Consider the following 18768-nt stretch of genomic DNA (forward strand, 5'->3'; position numbering starts at 1 on the left):
TCTGCTCATGGTGTTCATGCCCCTCAATTTCCTACTCGTATGGCTGGTTGGATTGCTGTCCATCGGGATACTGGGCGGAGGGATTTACATTCTGTATGAGTGGTATGAAGGGGAACTGGTGGGGACATCCTACTTGATAGGCGGACTGGCGATGGTTTTGTGGTCTCTTGGCGGTCGTTTTATCAGCTTGCCGCTGCTGCGTCGCCAAGGTGCTGACGAACCTAAATTGATGCGTACTGGAACTGTACAGCGCTTGCCACGACCGGATGGTAGCGTCCTGCACGTAGAGTTCTATGGGCCTGAAGATGGTCAACCGATTATCTTTTCACACGGTTGGGGACCAAACAGTGCGGTATGGTACTATGCCAAGCGACAACTGAGCGATCGCTTCCGAGTAATAGTATGGGATTTGCCAGGACTCGGAAAATCCACTAGACCCAAAAATAACGACTACTCCGTAGAAAAATATGCCCGTGACCTCGAAGCCGTTGTTGCGATCGCGGGAGACAAGCCGGTTATCCTGCTTGGACACAGCATGGGTGGCATGATTAACCTAACATTCTGTCGGCTGTTTCCAGAACATCTGGGGCGTCGCGTAGCAGGCTTAATCCTCGCAGATACAACCTACACCAATCCGCTGAAAACTTCTATCTTGAGCAGTGTGTTACCCAAATTGCAGAAACCGCTGCTTGAACCATTGCTGTACCTCACCATGCTCCTGTCACCCCTCTTTTGGCTGATGACTTGGCTAAGCTATCTCAACGGTTCGCTACACATCAGCGTAGAGATTTCTGGATTTAAGGGGACTGAAACCCGCGGTCAACTGGATTTCGCCGCTTTCTTATCGGCTTTAGGTTCGCCTGGTGTTCTCGCTCGCGGTACATTGGCAATGTTCAATTTCGAGGAAACAACAACACTCCCAACGATTAACGTTCCGGTGTTGGTCGTTTGCGGTGCAACAGATATCGCAACTAAACCTGTTGCAAGCGATCGCATGAAAGCCGAATTGCCTCAAGCTGAACTCGTCACGATCAAGCCGGGTGGACACATGGCGTTGATGGAGAAGAATCAGCTGTTTTCCGAAGTTGTTAGTACGTTTTGTGCTAGATGCGGGTAACGCTCAGAACAGGTTAGATTACTTGCGCTTGCTGACTCTTGAGTATTTGCAAATGAGATTGTAGAAAGACTTAAAATTCTATTTCTTCTCGCTCATTTCCTGTAGAACTCGTGTTATCCAAACCTTTCGCAGCCCAACACATTGTTTCAATGTGCCTAGCTAAGCTAGCTACAGTCGGAGATTCAAACAAGTTGCGTACAGATAACTCTATTTGGAAAGCGTCGCGTATCCGAGAAGTAAGCTGAGTTGCTAGTAGAGAATGACCGCCCAATTCAAAGAAATTATCGTGGACACCTACCTGCTGTTTCCCCAAAACTTTAGTCCAAATTTCGGCTAGCGCTTCCTCAACGCGATCGCGCGGTGCGACATAATCTTCTTTGATATCAAAACTGAGCGTATCAACCGCAGGTAAGGCACGACGATCTACTTTTCCATTCGGTGTCAGCGGTAGGAATTCTAGCATGACATAAGCTGAAGGCACCATGTATTCTGGTAACTTTTCTTTCAGGAATTGCCGCAGATTAATGGTTGCTGGTGCCTGTTTTTGGTTAGGAACAATATAAGCAACCAAGTGCTTATCTCCAGGAATTTCTTCCCTAAGAATTACCACTGTCTCGCGCACTGCTGGATGCTGATTGACCGCCGCTTCGATTTCGCCCAATTCGATGCGGAAGCCGCGAATTTTTACCTGATTATCAATGCGACCTAAAAACTCAATATTGCCGTCTGGTAGATAGCGGGCTAAGTCACCCGTTTTATAAAGTCGTGCTTCTGTTTTCTTACTAAAAGGATTAGAAATAAAGCGTTCAGCAGTTAATTCAGGGCGATTCAGATATTCTCGCGCCAATCCATCACCGCCAATGTACAATTCGCCGACAACACCAATCGGTACAGGTTGTAAATGAGCATCCAGCAGATAAATCTGCGTATTCGTAATCGGGCGACCTATGGGGATGGATGTTGCTGATTCTGGCACATTCTCCACGCAGTAATAAGAAGAGAATGTTGTACTCTCTGTTGGCCCATAAACATGAATTAAATGCTTCGCCGCGCCTTGTTTAAGAACCTTTTTGACCCACCGAGTATCAACAGCCTCGCCTCCAAATAGCAAATAGCGTAACGAAGCGAAAGCATGGGGAACATCTCTGGCAATCTGTTGAAATAAAGCGGTGGTCAAAAATAAAACGCTGATGTCTTTTTGTTGAAGTTGTAATGCAAATTCGTGGGGCGAAAGAGTGACATCTCTGCTAATTCCAACAAGTTGAGCGCCGTTAAGCAAAGCTCCCCAAATCTCGAATGTTGCTGCATCAAAGGAAGTGTTTGAGGCTTGGGCAACTTTATCATCAGGTGACAATTTTATATAATTTGTGTTGCACACCAGCCGATTTACAGCTTTGTGAGTAACAGCAACTCCCTTGGGCTTTCCTGTAGAACCAGAAGTGTAGATTACATAAGCTAGGTTATCGCTGTTTACGCTGCTATTCGGGTTTTCTTTACTTTCTTGGGCAATAATTTTCCAATCCTTATCGAGGTAAACAACTGGGTTTGAGAAGACCTCAAAATGCTCTACAAATTTTTCCTGTGTCAGCAATAGTACGGGCGAAGCATCCGTGCCAATAATTTCTGGATTGAAGCCAAAGTTTTTCTTGACAAATGCTTCGCCTCTACAAGCATCATCAAGCATGAACTTCAAACGCTCTTGAGGATAACTCGGATCTAAAGGCATATAAGCTCCCCCGGCTTTCAGAATGCCTAGTAATCCCACAATTAGGTCTACAGAACGCTCCATGCAGATGCCGACTAAAACTTCCGAACCTACCCCCAATTTTTGCAAATAATGTGCTAATTGGTTGCTGCGTATGTTCAACTCCCGGTAGGTTAGAGACTCGATAACCCTTGTCTCTAAATTCTCAAACCTTACTGCTATAGAATTAGGATTTTGCTTTACCTGATTTTCAAATAACTGATGGATACACTGATTTTCAGGATAATCTGCCCCGGTGTCGTTTATTTGTATTAATAACTGCTGTCGTTCAGCTTCACCCAATAGCGGTAAATTTGCAACTCGTTCTTCGGGATGATTAACAATCCCTTCAAGCAATGTTTTAAAATGTCCCAGCATTCTGGTAATCGTGGCTTCATCGAATAAATCCGTGTTGTAAACCACTACGCCTCTAATTCCCTCAGAATTTTCCCATTTACCACCCCACAAACTTCGGAAATCTTCGGAACATTTCCACAAATGCAACTCCAAATCGAATCGTGTTGTTTTAAAGTCAATATCCATAAAACTAGGCACTAATTCAGGTAGTTTTAGTGCCGGCATTGGCGCATTTTCAAAACCGAACACTACTTGGAATAACGGATGAATATTTAAGTTGCGATCTGGATGCAGTTCCTCAACAAGCTTCTCAAAAGGCAAATCTTGATGGCTGTATGCGCCTAGTGTTACCTGCCGGACTCTGGCTAAGAGTTCCCGAAAAGTTGGGTTTCCAGATAAGTCGGTACGTAATACCAAACTATTGACAAAAAAGCCAATCAATCCTTCAATTTCACTGCGGTTACGGTTAGCAATTGGCGAACCCACCGCAATATCTTCTTGATGCGTGTATCGATAAAGTAAAATCTGAAATGCTGCCAGCAAAGTCATAAATAGGGTGACACCTTCTTGCTGCGAAAGCGTCTGAAGCGCATCACTTAGCTTTTCCGGTAACTCTAAAGATTGCGTTGCGCCTCGATAGCTTGCAACAGCTGGTTTCGGTCGGTCAACGGGCAAATTGAGTACGGAAATACCGTTTAATTGTTGCCGCCAGTAAGCTAACTGGGTTTCCAGCACTTCCCCTTGCAGCCACTCGCGCTGCCAATGGGCAAAGTCGGCGTATTGTAGGGGCAGTTCCGGCAGCGTAGAGACGGGATGCGTCGCGTCTTTACAAGTAAAGGCTGTGTAGAGGGTTCCCAGTTCCCGAATCAGCACCCCAATCGACCAATCATCACAGATAATGTGGTGCATATTCAGCAATAGAATATGTTCTGTTTCGGAAAGCTGTAGCAGCTTTACTCGCAGCAATGGAATAGAGGACAAATCAAAAGGACGCTCGATTTCTGCTGCTACCAACTGCTGGGCTTGGAGTTCGCGATCGCATTCTGGAAACTGCCGCAGGTCTACTACGGACAGAGGGATGGTTAAGCCGGAAGCCTTAGCGCAACTTTCCGCAGGAATCACTTGTACGGGTTGCCCCTCTAGCACCTTAAATGTAGTCCGTAAGGCTTCGTGGCGACGCACAATTTCGTTAAATGTCTGCTCTAATGCCGCGAAATTGAGCGCACCTTTTAAGCGAATGACTGTCGGCACATTATAGATCGCATTGCCAGGTATCAACTGGTCAAGGAACCACAGCCGCTGTTGGGCAAATGATGCAGGAAAGACAAAAACCTCTTGTTCAGACATATCGATTCTTTCTTGTGCAGCTATCGGGGCGTTGTCGGCATCCGGCGTCATCTATCTTTGCTTTCACCACAAGGGATAATCGCCTGTCAAGGTTGATTGAAGGCGCGATCGCGTAAAGTCAATGCGATTTTTGGTGTAGGTATCAAGGCACAAAAGCTAACACGGATACAGGTGTCCCAGAACCACCCCGTAGACGTAAAATCCCAATGACTAATGTGGTGCCAGTGGGCGATAACCGATCGAGATTTGTCAGATTTTCCAATACAATTCCAGCCTTTTTTAGTACCAGGCGGTTGGTGCTAAAGGTTTCATCTTGCCCTGGATCAACGCCATGAGTATCAATTCCCACACCAGCGATCGCGCGTTGTTCGACTAAGAATCGGCTAGTTTCAGCGCCAAACCCCGGAAAGTGAAATTTGCCCTTCTCGTCCTGATTTAAAAAGGCTTTTTTATCGCTCCACTTTTCTTGCCAACCCGTGTATAGAAGTACAACAGTGTTAGGGAAGATAGGATGGTGTTGCTGTTCCCAGTCGAAGACATCGGCTGTTGTTAAAGCATAGTCAAAATTAGCAATAGCTTTGTCGCGGATATCGATAACAATTGCTGGTACAACGAGCGACTGAGCTGGATAACTCTCAATCCCAACCCCATCTTCATAAAAGCTACTAGGTGCGTTGATATGAGTGCCGCTGTGTTCTCCCATCGAGAATCTTCGTAGATAGTAACCATCTTTTTCTAGCTCAGCGACTGGCTCAAATTCAACGAGTGGATCGTTTGGCCAAATAGGTATATTTGGCTCGATGACATGACTCAGGTCTACAATTTGGGTATAGGTAATCGTCTTAGGATTATTTGTGTTAGGGTTCATGGGATCTGTTTAACAAACCTATCCGACGCCTCAAGGAATATCTATAGCAATCCTACTTTAGTGGGGAGCCAGTGGTTTAAATATCCGACTTTTCTAAGTAGTTGGCTATCTCGCCTTCACGAATCATTTGGACTGCTATAGACAAACAAACTTGCCTGTTTAGATAGCGCCTAATTTTATTTCAAGCTACCTTTGTCTATCCCAGCAATTCTTGATAATATTGTTCTGTCTCATCGGGAAGAAAAACGGTCGTTCGCATCGCCTTATTTTTGATTTTAAAGGCTTTGGTTATCTGAATGCGACTGAGAAAATCTAGGTCATGAGAAATTACCAAGATAGCACCTTGATACTCCTCTAACGCTTCCACAATTTGAGTAACGGTTTCCAAATCCAAATTGTTCGTTGGTTCATCCAATACCAGCAACTCAATTTCCGATACGCTAATCGTCGCCAGAGCAAGTCTTGCTAGCTCCCCTCCACTTAATATCTCAGCTTTTTTATTTACTTCATCATTGAAGAATAAAAAGTGTCCTAGCTGTTGTCTGATAAGTTGATACTCAAGATTGGGATTCGCTGCTTGCAAATTTTCTAAAATGGTTTTTCCTCTATCTACTAACTCGTAAGTTTGGTCAAGATATACAACTTTTAACTTCGGAGCAACTGAAACTTTTCCCGATTCAAGAATTGCTGGAGAATTTTCTCGATGAATGCCCAAGACTGCCCTAATTAAGCTTGATTTTCCCGATCCATTAGCCCCAGAAATAGCAACTCGCTCACCAGATGCTATGTGCATCTGTATATTCTTGATGAGAAACTGACTTCCAATCTTCAGATTTGCTCCTTGAATGTCAATTAAGCTTCTCCCCTTTTTACTCCTTTCTTCTTCAAGGCGAACAATGGCAACTGGATTTGTCCTAATTTTGGCAGATTCCAAATTTTGTGTAGCTTTAGCGATAGCCACCTCATGTTTTTTTGAGGCGCTTCCAGCACTTGCTGATGCTCGATTCTCGAAGAATCTTCTTGCAGATTTTCCCATACTTCTATCGTGAGCTTGTTTACGTCCTTCTCTGCGGGATTTCCCCGCCCGTTTTTCTTCTTGCAAAGACGCATCAGTTGCCTGCTTAAGCTCTTTTTTGGCTATTTCTCGCGTCCTCAAAGCTACCTGAAATTCAATTTCTTTTTGTTCCTTGTAGCTGGAAAAGTTACCGCCATAAACCTTCACTCCTAATGGTGTTAACTCCCAGATGGTGTTGACGACTTGATCTAGGAAAAAAGGTTTGTGAGAGACAAGGACAAAAGGTTGCTTCAATTCTTGGAGGAAATGCTTTAGATTCTCCAAAGCTAAGAAATCAAGATGATTCGTGGGTTCATCTAGGAGTAGCACGCTTGGGTTTCTGTATAAACCAATTGCCAGAAGCAGTTTAGTAAGCTCACCGCCACTCAAACTGCTAACGGGTAGCGAAATATCTACTGAAGTTTTTAACTTCGCTTCTAACAGGTTACTAATTTTCCACCAATCCTCTGAAAAATAACTTAAAAACTCAAAAACGGTCGCGCCTTGGGTTGACTGGATAACGGTGCTAATTTGTGGAAGGTAATAAACAGTACCCTCACGACTCACAGAACCGGAACTAGGCTGAATTTCACCTGCTAAAATTTTGAGTAAGGTTGATTTTCCGACCCCATTAGTACCGACAAGAGCAATTTTATCTCCCTCATTCACTGTGGCTTGAACATTGGTAAATAAGGTTTGGTCGGAAGCGAGTTCGTAGCTAATTTGTTCGGCGGTTAGAAATGATTTTTTTTGCATATATGCTGAATCCTGGGTAATTAGAGTACAGATGATGATTTTTTGTTAGGTTCTTCATGGCTATTTCCAAAATACTGAGTGTTGATAAAAAACGCTGGCAAGTCAACTCACGGCTACACGAATTCAACTGCCTATGCAGAATTGAGGCCTTGAAACTTCCAAGTTAAACTTGGAAGTTTCGAGACTCCACTTCCCAATCCTTACTGGCTGCTCCTAGAAGTTAACGCTTTTTTGCTGGCTAAGATAATGACTTAGCTGCTTAGCGTTTTGGATTGTTTCTTAGAGCTTTATGGATTTTTTTCCATTTTTCCTTCTCGGCTAAAGACGCTTTTTGATCTTGTTTCCGGTGATTGTATTCAAGCTCTTGTTGAAGTTTTCGGTAGTTCCGGAAACGTTGCTTATCTAGAATGCCATCAAGCAAAGCTTGTTGCACTGCACAACCGGGTTCTGCTTCATGTTGGCAATCGCGAAAGCGACACTCTGTAGCAAGCGTATTGATATCAGTAAAGGTTTCCTGAAAGCCTTCACTTCCATTCCACATCTGAATTTCTCGCATTCCCGGAGTGTCCATCAGCAAACCCCCAGAAGGCAAAATAATTAACTCTCGATGTGTTGTGGTGTGGCGGCCTCGATTATCTCCTTTGCGTACTGATTGAACTGCTTGAATGTCCTTTTTAGCTAATTGATTGGTAATCGTCGATTTCCCGACTCCCGAAGAACCAATTAGTGCTACGGTTTGCCCCGTACCGAGATAGGGACTCAAGGCATCGAGTCCTTGGTTCTCAATTGCACTCAAGCTAATAATGGGTACGCTAGGAGCGATCGCTTCTACTTCCGTTTTTCGTTGCTCAACTTCATCGCACAAGTCGGCTTTATTCAGAATGATGACTGGATTCGCTCCACTTTCCCAAACCAAAATTAGATACCGTTCGATTCTTCTAAGATTGAAGTCTAGATCCAATCCCGAAACCAAAAACACCGTATCAATGTTGGTGGCAATTATTTGCTCATCTGTTTGTGCGCCTACAGCTTTTCGAGAAAATTTGCTTTTTCTGGGCAAAATTTCATGGATTTTTGCTTTTTCTTCATCGTCAATAATGCTAACGACTACCCAATCTCCGACCGCTGGAAAATCTGTTCGGGTGTCGGCTTGGTAACGCATTTTCCCCGTTACTTCTGCCGACAATTCTCCTAACTCGGTGTAGAGAAGGTAGGTATTTTTTTGCTCAAGAGCAACTCGACCAACAGTATACCCTTGTTGAAAATAGCTGTCAAAGTTTTTCTCAAAAAAACGATTCCAGCCCAACAACTCTAAATTCATTGAAGTTTCCTCTATGGGTGCGGTTATAGACCGCCAAACTCACAGAGGAATCGCGTAAATTATTCGCGTACATCAGAATAATTAAATGAAAAGCTCTGTGAGGATGGGGTGTTGCGTCTGAATGGTTGTGGCGGTCTTAACGGCTACACGCTCTAACATCACTCTTCCTCCTGAGATACTTTTCAATAATTTCCCGGTCAAGGGAACTGTAGTATGATACTACAACCAGTTGCAATTGGCTGAAGGTAGTTTACAAAACTTACCAACGCACGCCAAACTGTTGTATTCCATCGCGTTGTTCGCTGAGCTTATCTTATTCGCGCTTGTTGTCCTGGGAAATCACCCGATCGGGTGAGTCGGGAGGATGATGATCCTGTTGAGATTTTAGTTCTGCCCTGAAATAAATTACCCTACCCTACCCTTAGGAAAGGCTAACGCAAACGGGAACGCTTACGGCGAACGGGCTAATCGCTAAAGGCTTAAATTTTCTACATATTTTATACATGATGATGAGAGTAGAAATTCTTGAAACGCTGATTAATACCTTACAGCCAATTGATTTTGTTTTTGCTTTCTGGCAAGGAGGTTCGGCTGCACATGGCTATACAGATGAGTGGTCTGACCTCGACATTCAGGTAACTGTTGAAGATGAGCGCGTTGAAGAAACGTTTTCTATTGTAGAAACTGCTCTAGAAACTATTTCTAAAATTCGATTTAAGTTACGAGTTCCCGAACCGACTTGGCATGGTCACTCACAATGCTTTTACCAATTAGAATCAGCAAGTCCGTTCTTAATGATTGATTTTGTGCTAATGAAGCGGAGTAATCCCAATCATTTCCTAGCGTTGGAGCGGCATGGAAATCTAGTCGTTGCATTTGATAAAGCTAATCTTCTTGTTCAGACGAATTTGAATCAAAGCGAACATTTAGAGGAAATGAAAGCAAGATTAGAGATTCTAAGAAGTAAATTTGATTTTCTGCAAGTTTTTGTAAAGAAAGAGATTAATCGTGAGCGGTTTGTGGAAGCGATCGCTAATTATCACAACTACACAATGCAACCTTTAATAGAAGTTTTGGGAATGGTATATCGACCGAACCGATACGATTTTAAAACAAAATACTTTAGCCGAGACTTTCCGCCAGATGTAATCGCTAACGTGTCATCCCTTTATGGCATAGAAAATCTTGCTGACCTTGCTGAAAAACAACAACTTGCCGAGAAGCTTTTTGCTGAAGCTACGCAGCAGGCTGAAACAAAATTATTCGCTCCGCTTTAACAAATGCAAGCTTAGCTGCTAACCGGATAGATGGGACATTCACAGAATTACTCCGCCTCAACCCCCAAATGATTCGTGAAGGTAAGATCCTTGACTTCTCTACGTCGGGGATCTCAAGCGCTGGTTATAACTCAAATAGGATTGCTATATCAGAGCGATGGCTCTCCTTGTGATGAAATTCGTTCGTGTAGAGAAAGCATCATGGAGATGCACCCGAAGCGATCGCCTTTGCCAACGCCTAGAAAAGGCGAAAAAGACTTCACTATTTCCGCAAGGGATCGGCCAATTCTGCAACTGACCCCTTCTCAAGGCGCAGCGGCTACGAGAAAACTAGGTTTACAGCCACCAAGCAGGCGTACTTTTCAAAAACTGGTAAGCGATCGCTCCCCGTAAATCTGGATTCCCATAAAACTAAGGGTAATCGAGAACTTCACCCCCCAGGCATCTACCAATGATGGAAATCCTAGCTTACCTCCACACTGCGCTCGCCTACGAAACTGCAACCCGCAGACCCCTCAACCGCTTGGAACGCTACGAACCACTTCCTTTGCCTTTAGGGACAAGCGCGAGATCCAGTGATGTAGCAGCGAATGAGCAGTACGAAATGCAAGCGATAACGGTGCTTCCTTTTTAGATATAGCCATTCATTTTTCGACTCCTACACATAAGCTTCTTCTTAGCCCTCCTTTTTTAAGGGGGTTGGGGGGATCTGATGTGTAGCTTCACAAAAGCGAAATGGAATTAGCGATCGCGTCTTTATCATCACACGCTTACTCATGCCCTCAATAACATGAACAACTTAAATACAATCGAACACTCCCAACGCGATCGCCAAAAATATTCATCCTTGATTCTGCAATCTCTTCCCATTTCACTGGTCATTATCCGCCTCTGCCTAAGCCCTTTGCTATTATGGGATGCCCTTGACGGTACAACCAGTCCCTGGTTCATTTTTAGTTTTGTACTTGCCTTTCTTTCAGATATTTTTGATGGCGCGATCGCCCGTCGAATCGGTGTCAGTACCGCTGCTTTGCGACAAGCCGATAGTTTAGCTGATGTTTGTCTTTATCTATGTATCGGAATTAGTGCATGGTTAGTGCATCCTGATGTAGTTACTAAATTCTCGATACCATTGAGCCTCATAATCTTGATGCAATTAATCTGGTTGGTAGTAAACTTAGCGAAATATGGAAAACCTGCCAGCTATCACACTTATTCAGCCAAAGCTTGGGGAATAACGCTATTCATCACCACAATTGCCCTATTCGTTTTTAATTATGCTGGAGTTACGCTATTGATGATGATTGCTGTAGGTTGCATTCACACGCTAGAAGAAATTGCCATGACACTAATTCTTCCGGATTGGACACACGATGTCTTGAGTATTGTTCATGCGCGAAAGATAGTTTCTTATAAAAAATAGTGCTTTCAACTTAAGAAGATAGGTAGTTGATAAGACTTTTAGAATCCCTGTAGGCGGGTTTCCTGAATATAGCTGCGACTTTAGCCGCCTAGATAATATCAGTGGTTTCAGTTTTTGAAACCACCACTTTAGATGCCCTGATCACAATGTTATAAAAATAGTAGCAAATCTCCCGACAGTATTAAAAGTTGCGGTTATGGCAATCTGATTTTAGTTTTATTTTTATAAAGTGCTTTGAGTGCGTTCAAAATCTAGAAATGCACTCAAAGCCTTGTGCTAACGTGCCTGTAAAACCTAGAAAAAATTTAGTTTGGAACATAGGTTTTTCAGCCACGTCTCAAATGATGGTATGAACTTCAAGCAAACATCAAAGTTCTAAACTTTAATTCGAGTGGCTTTGGAGTAGCCTTAATTGTGGAAAGAATGACTCAAATTAAAAATCCTAAAAAATGGCTAGTTGCTACTTTAATTTTATTGACTAGCAGCTTATCTTTATCTTTATGTACTGCTTTAACCTTAAAAGAAGCTGCTGTTGCCGATCCCGTCAAACAAGTATCTAAGAAAGAAAAGTTACCGTCTTCCGTTGCCAATGCCATTTTGCGAATAGCATCTCAACGCACGGGATTACAAGCGTCGCAACTACACATCATTAAGTATGAACAGATTTACACCAACGGTTGTTTAAATCTGCCGCGTCCGGCTGAAGGCTGCACCAAAATTAATATGCCTGCGTGGGAAGTCACTGTAAAAGCTAGGCAACAAAGCTTAGTTTATCGAAGCGATCGCAACGGCTCCCGGATCAGATTAAATGAAGCTGCTAGCAGCATCGTTGATGCCAAATTGCCTAAATCTGTTGTCAGTGCCGTTTTGCAAGATGCCACCCAAAACTGGGGACTTCCGGCGAACACCGGACGCATTGTGAATGCGAAGCAGACAGGGTGGGCGTATGGTTGCGAAGTTTCGACTTTTCCCCATCCCTGCGATCCAGTTGTCGTGGAGGGCTGGCAAGTTACCGTAGAAAGCGGGCAAAAACGCTGGATTTATAATACTGACAAAGTGGGTTCCCAGGTTCAGCTTTATCAAAGGGAGAGCCAGCCAAACGAGGCGAAAAAATTACCTCCTGCGGTTGCTGAGCAAGTTTTAAAGTTAGCATCCGAGCATTTAACCTTACCAATCTCCCAACTTTTGATTACACAAACTCAACAGCAAACTTGGTCTAATGGCTGTTTAGATCTTCCAAGTCCTGTAGAGCGGTGCATGAGCGCTCAGACACCGGGTTGGCAGGTAACGGTGGAAGGCAAACCGAAGCAATATCAGGTCTATCGTACTGATAAATCTGCTGAGCAAATTAGGACGGAAGCAATAGGCGATATGCCCCCACGCAAAGACTCTTTACCGAATTCCATTGCCAAGGTGGTATTGCAGGATGCTAGTAAGCAATTAAAAGTACCAACTTCTCAGTTATACATCCTCGAAGGTCGAAGTCAGATGTGGTCAAATACCTGTTTTGATTTGCCTGGTACGGAAAATAGCTGCGCTCAAGCAATGGTCGCAGGTTGGCGAGTCGCTGTGGATGGCAACGGGAAAACCTTAGTTTATCGCCTCGATCGATCGGGTTCTCGGTTCAAAGTCGAGTGATTTTGTCGTTGATTTGGGGATTAGGTGGATGCCTAAACCAGGTAGTTAGCTTGATAGTAGGTGCAGGAGCGGATTGTCCTTCAAGGATGGAGACTTGCTGGACACTGACCATATCATCCCTAAAAACAGAGGGAGTAACGATACCCCTGAGAATCTACAGCTACTTCACCGACATTGCCATGATGTGAAAACAGCCCTTCGACGATTGGGATCTTCGGCTAGTAGTGTGCATGACCAGCCGAAGCTCCCCTGAGGAGCCGGAGGAAGCGAAAGTTTAAAGTTCGGTTTTGAAGACAAGTCGGGTTGACGACAACCCGGCTTAGTTTAACTACTCAACTAACGACTCTCGACTACGTCCTGCTACGCTAACAAGCCTCACTTTCACGCCCTGGCTGCCTGACAAACCATTCCGTGTAGGTTGGGTTGAACAGAGTGAAACCCAACAGCAGCCTGTATTTCGTTTAGTTTTGCTCCCGCCTCAAGCCAACCGATGACTCTTCTAACGGGACTTAGACAAAAACTGATAAAAAAATGGCTTCAAACTTAGACAGAGAAAAATTTTCAGCTCAAAAGAGCATAAATCCAGTATTCACAAGGGTTTCAGGCATTTTTTGATTATCGACCTTTTTTTCTTGCTCAGAGAGGTTTTCAGCCCCTAAAGGGGCTAGAAAATGCCTAAGTCCCACTAAGGGTTTCAAGAGCTTTGGAGAGCCTTGCAGGTTTCACACCATAGTTAGATATTTCAAAAAAAACTAAAGCGTTGTCCCTTCCGCACTAGACTTTTGATCCGTATCAGATTAAATTGAAACTACGGTAACTCTAGCGGGATAGTGGATTTTGCATGGACAACGCTAAAAGACCCAGTAGTGAGCTGACCCTCGCAGGGCAAGTAACTCCTGAGCATTTGCAACCAGCGGCTCAACAAAGTTTCCAGGAAGGTTGGTTCAAAAAGCTCAGAGGCGGATTCCTTCTGGTCATTGGATATATGCTGTCACCACTATGTTGGTGGAATGACCTGTTTTTCAATCTGCCAATTGCTTATTTTTTTGGGTATATCTGTAGTTGGCTTTCCCCAGATTTACTTCTGCCTTGCTCAATCGTCGGGTACTGGCTCTCTAACATTGCTGGAATTCTCTTGATGCAAGTAGGGGCTGTGGATGTTTTTAGTAAGGAACCCGCAGAGCGTAACTTGAAAAAAGAGTTATTGACAGGTGTAGTCTCCTCAACCGCTTACACTCTGGTCATTCTGGCATTGATACAGTTTAAGATTCTCGATGCTCCTGTCTTATTCCCCGGTGGCTAATGGGGATTTATGGGCGGCGAATGTTGCTCAATCGCCGCTAGCACTAAGGTCAAAATTTACCTTTAGTTAGAAATTCAGCATTTTAACCGCCTGTGTAAGGACAGCAGTATGGACTATCTATTACTACCGCTCCTCAGTTTTGTCGTGGGTATCATTGTTGGTTTAACGGGAATCGGTGGAGCATCTCTAATCACTCCGATGTTGATTTTTGTGTTCCACGTTCCACCTGCGATCGCAGTCAGTTCCGATGTAGTAGCTGCCACATTGATGAAGGTGATCGGCGGCTTTAAACACTGGAAACAGCAAACGCTTGACCTGCAAGTTATCAAATGGCTGGCTTGGGGAAGTGTTCCTGGCTCACTAACCGGAGTAGGGATTTTATACCTGATTAAGCTTAATGCAACCTTAGACCTAGATTACATTCTGCTACGTGCGATCGGGTTTATGATCCTGCTTGTCACTTTGTTGGGACTCGCACAATTGTCGCTGAAAACTTTTTTCCCGAAGTTGCAGTTACCTGAACCGCCTAAGTTTGATTTAAACACTCAGATGGGTCGAATTTCGACCCTCAGTGTAGGAGCATTTTTAGGCTGTCTGGTAGGATTAACTAGCGTGTCGTCTGGTGCGATGTTTGCAATTGTGTTGATTACCTTTTTTCGCCTCGACGCGCGTAAATTGGTAGGCACAGATATTTCACAGGCAGCGATTTTATTGGTGTTTACTTCCCTTGGACACCTCTGCCTTGGGACAGTCAATTGGAGTTTAGTATTGCCAATTTGGTTAGGGACAGTACCAGGGGTTTTGCTAGGGGCTAAACTCTGCAAGGTTACTCCTCAAGGCGCGCTTCGGCTGGTAATTTATGTGATTTTAGCAGGGGTAAGTTGGAAGTTAGTTTATCAAGCGTGATCTGAGTTTGATTTAATATCTGATAGCAAAGATATTCCCCCATCAGGGTGCTACTTTTTTTTAAAAAATAAAGAAAAATTTCGGTTTGTACACATTTTAAGCATTTTTTGGTGAATGTTTAGTTCTAATTTTTGGAAGCTGTCTTCATCTTTCCTAAGTTTTCTCGAAAAGCTGCTCGTTGCTTATTGGCGTTCTTTGCTACTCCTATTGATAGGGGTCTGTTTACCAATGCTGGTTTTTGAGGAACTTGCATTAGTAGTATTGCAGAATCAAGGCGGTCTCCCCTGGGATGAAACTCTCCTGCTAGCAGTTCACAAGATAGCACAGCCACAACTAGACGTTTTTGCGGCAACTTTAACCAAGTTCGGAGTATTTTGGGGCGTATTTCCAGTTGCTACTGTAATCTCGTTAGTGTTGCTACGCCTTAAAAAGTGGCGATCGCTCGCCTATTTACTGACCACGCTACTAGGGAGCATTTTAATTAATCGCACTGCAAAACTGTTGCTGCATCGAGTGCGTCCTAACCTCTGGGAGTCAATCTCTCCAGAGTTTGATTACGCATTTCCCAGCGGTCATGCAATGTCCAGTATGACCTTGATAGCTGCTTTAGTCATTTTGACCTGGAATAGTAATTGGTGCTGGTTAGTGCTGGCTGTGGGGAGCGTATTCGTATTAGCGATCGGTTGGACGCGAATATATTTGGGGGTTCATTTTCCCAGTGATATTTTGGCAGGATGGATGGTTTCAATTGCTTGGTCAATTGGTGTTTGTCTGCTAATCCAACCACATTTAACTAAACCGAGTACTATTCCTGAGGATGAGCTAACTGTGGATGAAGAGGAATCAATAGCCCAAGGTTAACACCATCGCAAAGAAATTATGGCATTGCTGATTTGGGTGATATCGTTTTAAGCTGATCTGCTGCGCCATCTTGATTTTTTGTAGAACGGCGTTCTAGATAGCAAATGAAAGACACCAAAGCTGGAAGACACAGATTAATCGTCATTAGCCGAACTAGATGACCTGCGGTTACAATCTCAACATTGTGATGCAAAGCTAGAGAGATTAATATCATTTCTGGAGATCCGCCTGGAGATGTCACCAGCAAACACGTTAGCCAGTCCCAGGGCGAGATCAACGTAGCAATTCCTGCTGAGATGAATCCTGCCAAAAAGGTCATGGCTACAGGAACCGAGGCATACGCTACTGTAAGCTTTCCCAGCTTTGGGTTCATTCCCCAATATTCACCGATTGTAATTCCCAGTAGAATTTGACCAATTAAATTAAATAAAGGGGGTAGATTAAAATCGATATGAGATAAAAATGGCAGTGAATCTAGCAACGAATCAAAACCAACCCCGACTATTATTGAACACAAGAAACCAGCAACAGGGATTTTTAAATAACTGCCTATTTTAACTGCCAATAATGTTACAGATAGTAACAAAAATAGTAAAAATAAGTAGTTGAAATTTATGACAAATAAATTTTCAGTAACGGAATGAATTATCGCCTTGATGTCATGTGCGTTAGAAACATTAGCAACAAGCGGTATAACAATAATAATTGCCGTAAAGCGTATTAACTGAACGAGAGAAACAAGTGAAATATTTCTACCATAGTCTGCTGCTATACTTGCCATGATTCCTATATTTCCGGGAACCGTAGCAAGCATGGCAGTTAGCAAATCTGTTTTTTCAATGCGTGAATATATATAACCAATAATTCCACCACAAAACATTAAAAATAATGCTAAAAGTAGAAAAATATGTAATTGGGAATAAATAGTTATTAGATTACTTTGCTTAAGAGAAAATCCTACAGTAAGACCAACAATAATTTGTCCAAATTTCCTTGAGTTGCGATTAGGCTTAGCTTGATTGTTATATCGACGATAAAAATAAAAGACCAAGGCACCAGCAGCAATACCCCCAAGTATCCAAGACCCTCCACCTGCCCCAAGTGCAATAAAAGTTAGACCACTTAGTAAACCAATAATTATTTCTATACCAACAATTAAACAAGTGGTCGTCAATTTACTATTACTAAGTGTAGATTTATCCAAACTTATTTTGCTCACAAAATCTCCAATCTTTAATCATTACTTTCTTATGCGTTGAAGTGAAAAGATTATCCGAAAATGCTTATAAAAAGCGCATTGCTGACACATTGCAGCCTACCCTAAAAATAATTGACGGTGCAACATATCTGCGTAGCCTGTAGCTAGGTCTAACGCCCTATCTCTGCGTTTATATGCGTTATAAAACCTCTAAAAATGACTTTTAAAGGTAGGCTCTCTTCAGGGTTACTTAAATAAAATCTCAGTTAATCAAGTATGACATTACTTAATGATTCAACTGGAACTGTGAAGACGTAGTAGATAACCCCAGCTCCCAAGGTGAGTACGGCAAGGCTAAACAGAATCACCCAGCGATCCGCCGGTTCGTATGTATCCTCGTCAATGTCATGACGAACCGCGAAGTAGTGCTGGGTTGACAGCAATACCGTTACCAAACCAACTAAGGAGAACACTAATCCTAACTTCCACCCACTACCAGGGGGTTGAGGCGCAAGGGGTGGACGGAGGAGACGAAGGCGGACGATCAGAACGCCAAATCCCATTAGCGCGATCGCACTCCGCATCCATGCTAAGTAGGTGCGTTCGTTTGCCAAATGATCCCGCACTCGCTCAGAAGTCCGTCGTTTCGGCGTCTCTAATTTTTCTGTACTCCCATTTATCGGCTTAAACATAAACAATAGCTGCACAAAATACTACCCTCAATTATCAGTTTAGATGTACAAACAAAACAAGCTTTCTCCCTTCAGAAGCACTTTGATCCGAAACCCGATATTCCGAAAAATTTTATGAAGTCTATTAGCCAGAGTATGATAGCTGTTCAACCGTTTACTTTTGGTAGCTTTTCATACCCTGGCTGTCATCCTGCTACTTTTTAGAGGAAAAACACCTAAAGTGCTTTCGCAGGCGTGAAAAATTTAATCCTCGATTGGTGCGTTAGGAGTTTGCGCTTCCACATCTGCTGACGACAAGTTAGGAACAGACCATGTACCCTCACCTGCTTTGAAAACTTTCGCAGCAGGAACGTTGAATTCAACTGCACCAGTTTCTGGATTGGTTTTAGCGACTAATTGGGTTCCAGCCACTATTTTGAGAGCTACAGGCTCCCCTAAATCTTGCCCTTGGGTGTCACCAGGAGTTAAGCCAGCTACTTTGACACCACTTGGCAAGTAAACGCCATCACAGTTCCAATCATCGTCCGTGACTTTGCCATTTCCCAAGTAGTAGAGGGTACTTGCTTCGGAAAAGTTAGATTTATTGGGTTTATGAGCATAGACCGCTAACGTTTTCCCAGTTTCATTGCGGCACTGCCCCCAGTCTGCCGCTGTCTCTAAGATATATTTTTGCAGTTGCAACTCACCGAGTTTCTGCTGAATTTCCTCAGGTGTATAGTCGGATTGATCCGGTGCGTCTTTTGCCTTTAAGAGGCTGTCAAGAGATTGAGTTACCTCTGTGTAGTCAGGACTCAGGGTAAGTTTCGGTCTGTCTGCCAAAGAAGGTTGAGCGATCGCCAAATTGACCAGAAATACTAATGCTACCAGAGCGATTTTGAACAGTTTCATGAAGTTTCTCCTTGCGAG

General features: G+C 43.5%; 17 protein-coding genes. 10 read left to right on the forward strand and 7 right to left on the reverse strand.

Features of this window, described 5'->3' with window-relative positions:
- The first annotated feature begins 7 nt into the window (after nt 1-7).
- Complete coding sequence (locus NDA03_RS24105; protein WP_348239384.1) at nt 8-1117, forward strand: alpha/beta hydrolase; 1110 nt, start codon at nt 8-10, stop codon at nt 1115-1117.
- A gap of 70 nt (nt 1118-1187) precedes the next feature.
- Here the strand turns inward: NDA03_RS24105 and NDA03_RS24110 are convergent, their stop codons facing one another.
- The 4 genes from NDA03_RS24110 to rsgA all read right to left on the reverse strand — a co-directional run bounded on the left by NDA03_RS24110 (nt 1188) and on the right by rsgA (nt 8564).
- Nucleotides 1188-4565, reverse strand: a complete 3378-nt coding sequence (locus NDA03_RS24110) for an amino acid adenylation domain-containing protein (protein ID WP_348239385.1) — start codon at nt 4563-4565, stop codon at nt 1188-1190.
- A 142-nt stretch (nt 4566-4707) separates the two neighbouring features.
- Nucleotides 4708-5433 (reverse strand): cyclase family protein, encoded by a 726-nt coding sequence (locus NDA03_RS24115; protein WP_190689805.1) that lies wholly within the window; start codon nt 5431-5433, stop codon nt 4708-4710.
- Nucleotides 5434-5629: 196 nt separating this feature from the next.
- Nucleotides 5630-7243 carry a ribosomal protection-like ABC-F family protein gene (abc-f, locus tag NDA03_RS24120; protein ID WP_348239386.1) on the reverse strand — a complete coding sequence of 538 codons (1614 nt, stop codon included), beginning with the start codon at nt 7241-7243 and terminating at the stop codon, nt 5630-5632.
- Nucleotides 7244-7502: 259 nt separating this feature from the next.
- A complete protein-coding gene (gene rsgA / locus NDA03_RS24125) occupies nt 7503-8564 on the reverse strand; it encodes a ribosome small subunit-dependent GTPase A (protein WP_190689808.1) in 1062 nt (353 codons plus the stop codon).
- Between the two features lie 503 nt (nt 8565-9067).
- Between rsgA and NDA03_RS24130 the strand changes: the two genes are divergently transcribed.
- The 9 genes from NDA03_RS24130 (at nt 9068) to NDA03_RS24170 (ending at nt 15972) form a co-directional block, all read left to right on the forward strand.
- Nucleotides 9068-9841: a nucleotidyltransferase domain-containing protein gene (locus tag NDA03_RS24130; protein ID WP_242033158.1), complete on the forward strand. Its 774-nt coding sequence runs from the start codon at nt 9068-9070 to the stop codon at nt 9839-9841.
- Nucleotides 9842-10042: 201 nt separating this feature from the next.
- The gene (locus tag NDA03_RS24135; RefSeq protein ID WP_348233829.1) at nt 10043-10234 is read left to right on the forward strand and encodes a hypothetical protein; all 192 of its coding nucleotides are present in this window, start codon (nt 10043-10045) and stop codon (nt 10232-10234) included.
- Between the two features lie 58 nt (nt 10235-10292).
- Complete coding sequence (locus NDA03_RS24140) at nt 10293-10475, forward strand: hypothetical protein (protein ID WP_190412268.1); 183 nt, start codon at nt 10293-10295, stop codon at nt 10473-10475.
- Between the two features lie 156 nt (nt 10476-10631).
- Nucleotides 10632-11264, forward strand: a complete 633-nt coding sequence (locus NDA03_RS24145) for a CDP-alcohol phosphatidyltransferase family protein (protein WP_242033157.1) — start codon at nt 10632-10634, stop codon at nt 11262-11264.
- A 423-nt stretch (nt 11265-11687) separates the two neighbouring features.
- Entirely contained in the window at nt 11688-12902 is a 1215-nt protein-coding gene (locus NDA03_RS24150) for a hypothetical protein (RefSeq protein WP_348239387.1), read from the forward strand.
- A 94-nt stretch (nt 12903-12996) separates the two neighbouring features.
- On the forward strand, nt 12997-13155 hold the full coding sequence (locus NDA03_RS24155) for an HNH endonuclease signature motif containing protein (RefSeq protein WP_242033156.1): 159 nt from the start codon (nt 12997-12999) through the stop codon (nt 13153-13155).
- A gap of 588 nt (nt 13156-13743) precedes the next feature.
- Nucleotides 13744-14205, forward strand: a complete 462-nt coding sequence (locus NDA03_RS24160; protein WP_348239388.1) for a hypothetical protein — start codon at nt 13744-13746, stop codon at nt 14203-14205.
- A gap of 108 nt (nt 14206-14313) precedes the next feature.
- Nucleotides 14314-15111, forward strand: a complete 798-nt coding sequence (locus tag NDA03_RS24165) for a sulfite exporter TauE/SafE family protein (RefSeq protein WP_348239389.1) — start codon at nt 14314-14316, stop codon at nt 15109-15111.
- Between the two features lie 114 nt (nt 15112-15225).
- Nucleotides 15226-15972: a phosphatase PAP2 family protein gene (locus tag NDA03_RS24170; RefSeq protein WP_348239390.1), complete on the forward strand. Its 747-nt coding sequence runs from the start codon at nt 15226-15228 to the stop codon at nt 15970-15972.
- 16 nt (nt 15973-15988) lie between these two features.
- On the opposite strand, the gene NDA03_RS24175 is transcribed toward NDA03_RS24170, so the two are convergent.
- From NDA03_RS24175 to NDA03_RS24185, 3 genes are all read right to left on the reverse strand, one after another.
- The gene (locus NDA03_RS24175; protein WP_348239391.1) at nt 15989-17176 is read right to left on the reverse strand and encodes an AbrB family transcriptional regulator; all 1188 of its coding nucleotides are present in this window, start codon (nt 17174-17176) and stop codon (nt 15989-15991) included.
- A 260-nt stretch (nt 17177-17436) separates the two neighbouring features.
- A complete protein-coding gene (locus tag NDA03_RS24180; protein WP_190439462.1) occupies nt 17437-17862 on the reverse strand; it encodes a DUF202 domain-containing protein in 426 nt (141 codons plus the stop codon).
- A 243-nt stretch (nt 17863-18105) separates the two neighbouring features.
- Nucleotides 18106-18750: a hypothetical protein gene (locus tag NDA03_RS24185; RefSeq protein WP_190529685.1), complete on the reverse strand. Its 645-nt coding sequence runs from the start codon at nt 18748-18750 to the stop codon at nt 18106-18108.
- Between the last annotated feature and the right edge of the window lie 18 nt (nt 18751-18768).

Source organism: Trichocoleus sp. Lan (assembly GCF_039961855.1).
Lineage (GTDB): Bacteria > Cyanobacteriota > Cyanobacteriia > Cyanobacteriales > FACHB-T130 > FACHB-T130.

Coding starts and splice junctions, on each gene's coding strand:
- NDA03_RS24105 (WP_348239384.1), top strand. CDS start 8: ATGGTGTTCATGCCCCTCAATTTCCTACTCGTATGGCTGGTTGGATTG.
- NDA03_RS24110 (WP_348239385.1), bottom strand. CDS start 4,565: ATGTCTGAACAAGAGGTTTTTGTCTTTCCTGCATCATTTGCCCAACAG.
- NDA03_RS24115 (WP_190689805.1), bottom strand. CDS start 5,433: ATGAACCCTAACACAAATAATCCTAAGACGATTACCTATACCCAAATT.
- abc-f (WP_348239386.1), bottom strand. CDS start 7,243: ATGCAAAAAAAATCATTTCTAACCGCCGAACAAATTAGCTACGAACTC.
- rsgA (WP_190689808.1), bottom strand. CDS start 8,564: ATGAATTTAGAGTTGTTGGGCTGGAATCGTTTTTTTGAGAAAAACTTT.
- NDA03_RS24130 (WP_242033158.1), top strand. CDS start 9,068: ATGATGATGAGAGTAGAAATTCTTGAAACGCTGATTAATACCTTACAG.
- NDA03_RS24135 (WP_348233829.1), top strand. CDS start 10,043: ATGGAGATGCACCCGAAGCGATCGCCTTTGCCAACGCCTAGAAAAGGC.
- NDA03_RS24140 (WP_190412268.1), top strand. CDS start 10,293: ATGATGGAAATCCTAGCTTACCTCCACACTGCGCTCGCCTACGAAACT.
- NDA03_RS24145 (WP_242033157.1), top strand. CDS start 10,632: ATGAACAACTTAAATACAATCGAACACTCCCAACGCGATCGCCAAAAA.
- NDA03_RS24150 (WP_348239387.1), top strand. CDS start 11,688: ATGACTCAAATTAAAAATCCTAAAAAATGGCTAGTTGCTACTTTAATT.
- NDA03_RS24160 (WP_348239388.1), top strand. CDS start 13,744: ATGGACAACGCTAAAAGACCCAGTAGTGAGCTGACCCTCGCAGGGCAA.
- NDA03_RS24165 (WP_348239389.1), top strand. CDS start 14,314: ATGGACTATCTATTACTACCGCTCCTCAGTTTTGTCGTGGGTATCATT.
- NDA03_RS24170 (WP_348239390.1), top strand. CDS start 15,226: ATGTTTAGTTCTAATTTTTGGAAGCTGTCTTCATCTTTCCTAAGTTTT.
- NDA03_RS24180 (WP_190439462.1), bottom strand. CDS start 17,862: ATGTTTAAGCCGATAAATGGGAGTACAGAAAAATTAGAGACGCCGAAA.
- NDA03_RS24185 (WP_190529685.1), bottom strand. CDS start 18,750: ATGAAACTGTTCAAAATCGCTCTGGTAGCATTAGTATTTCTGGTCAAT.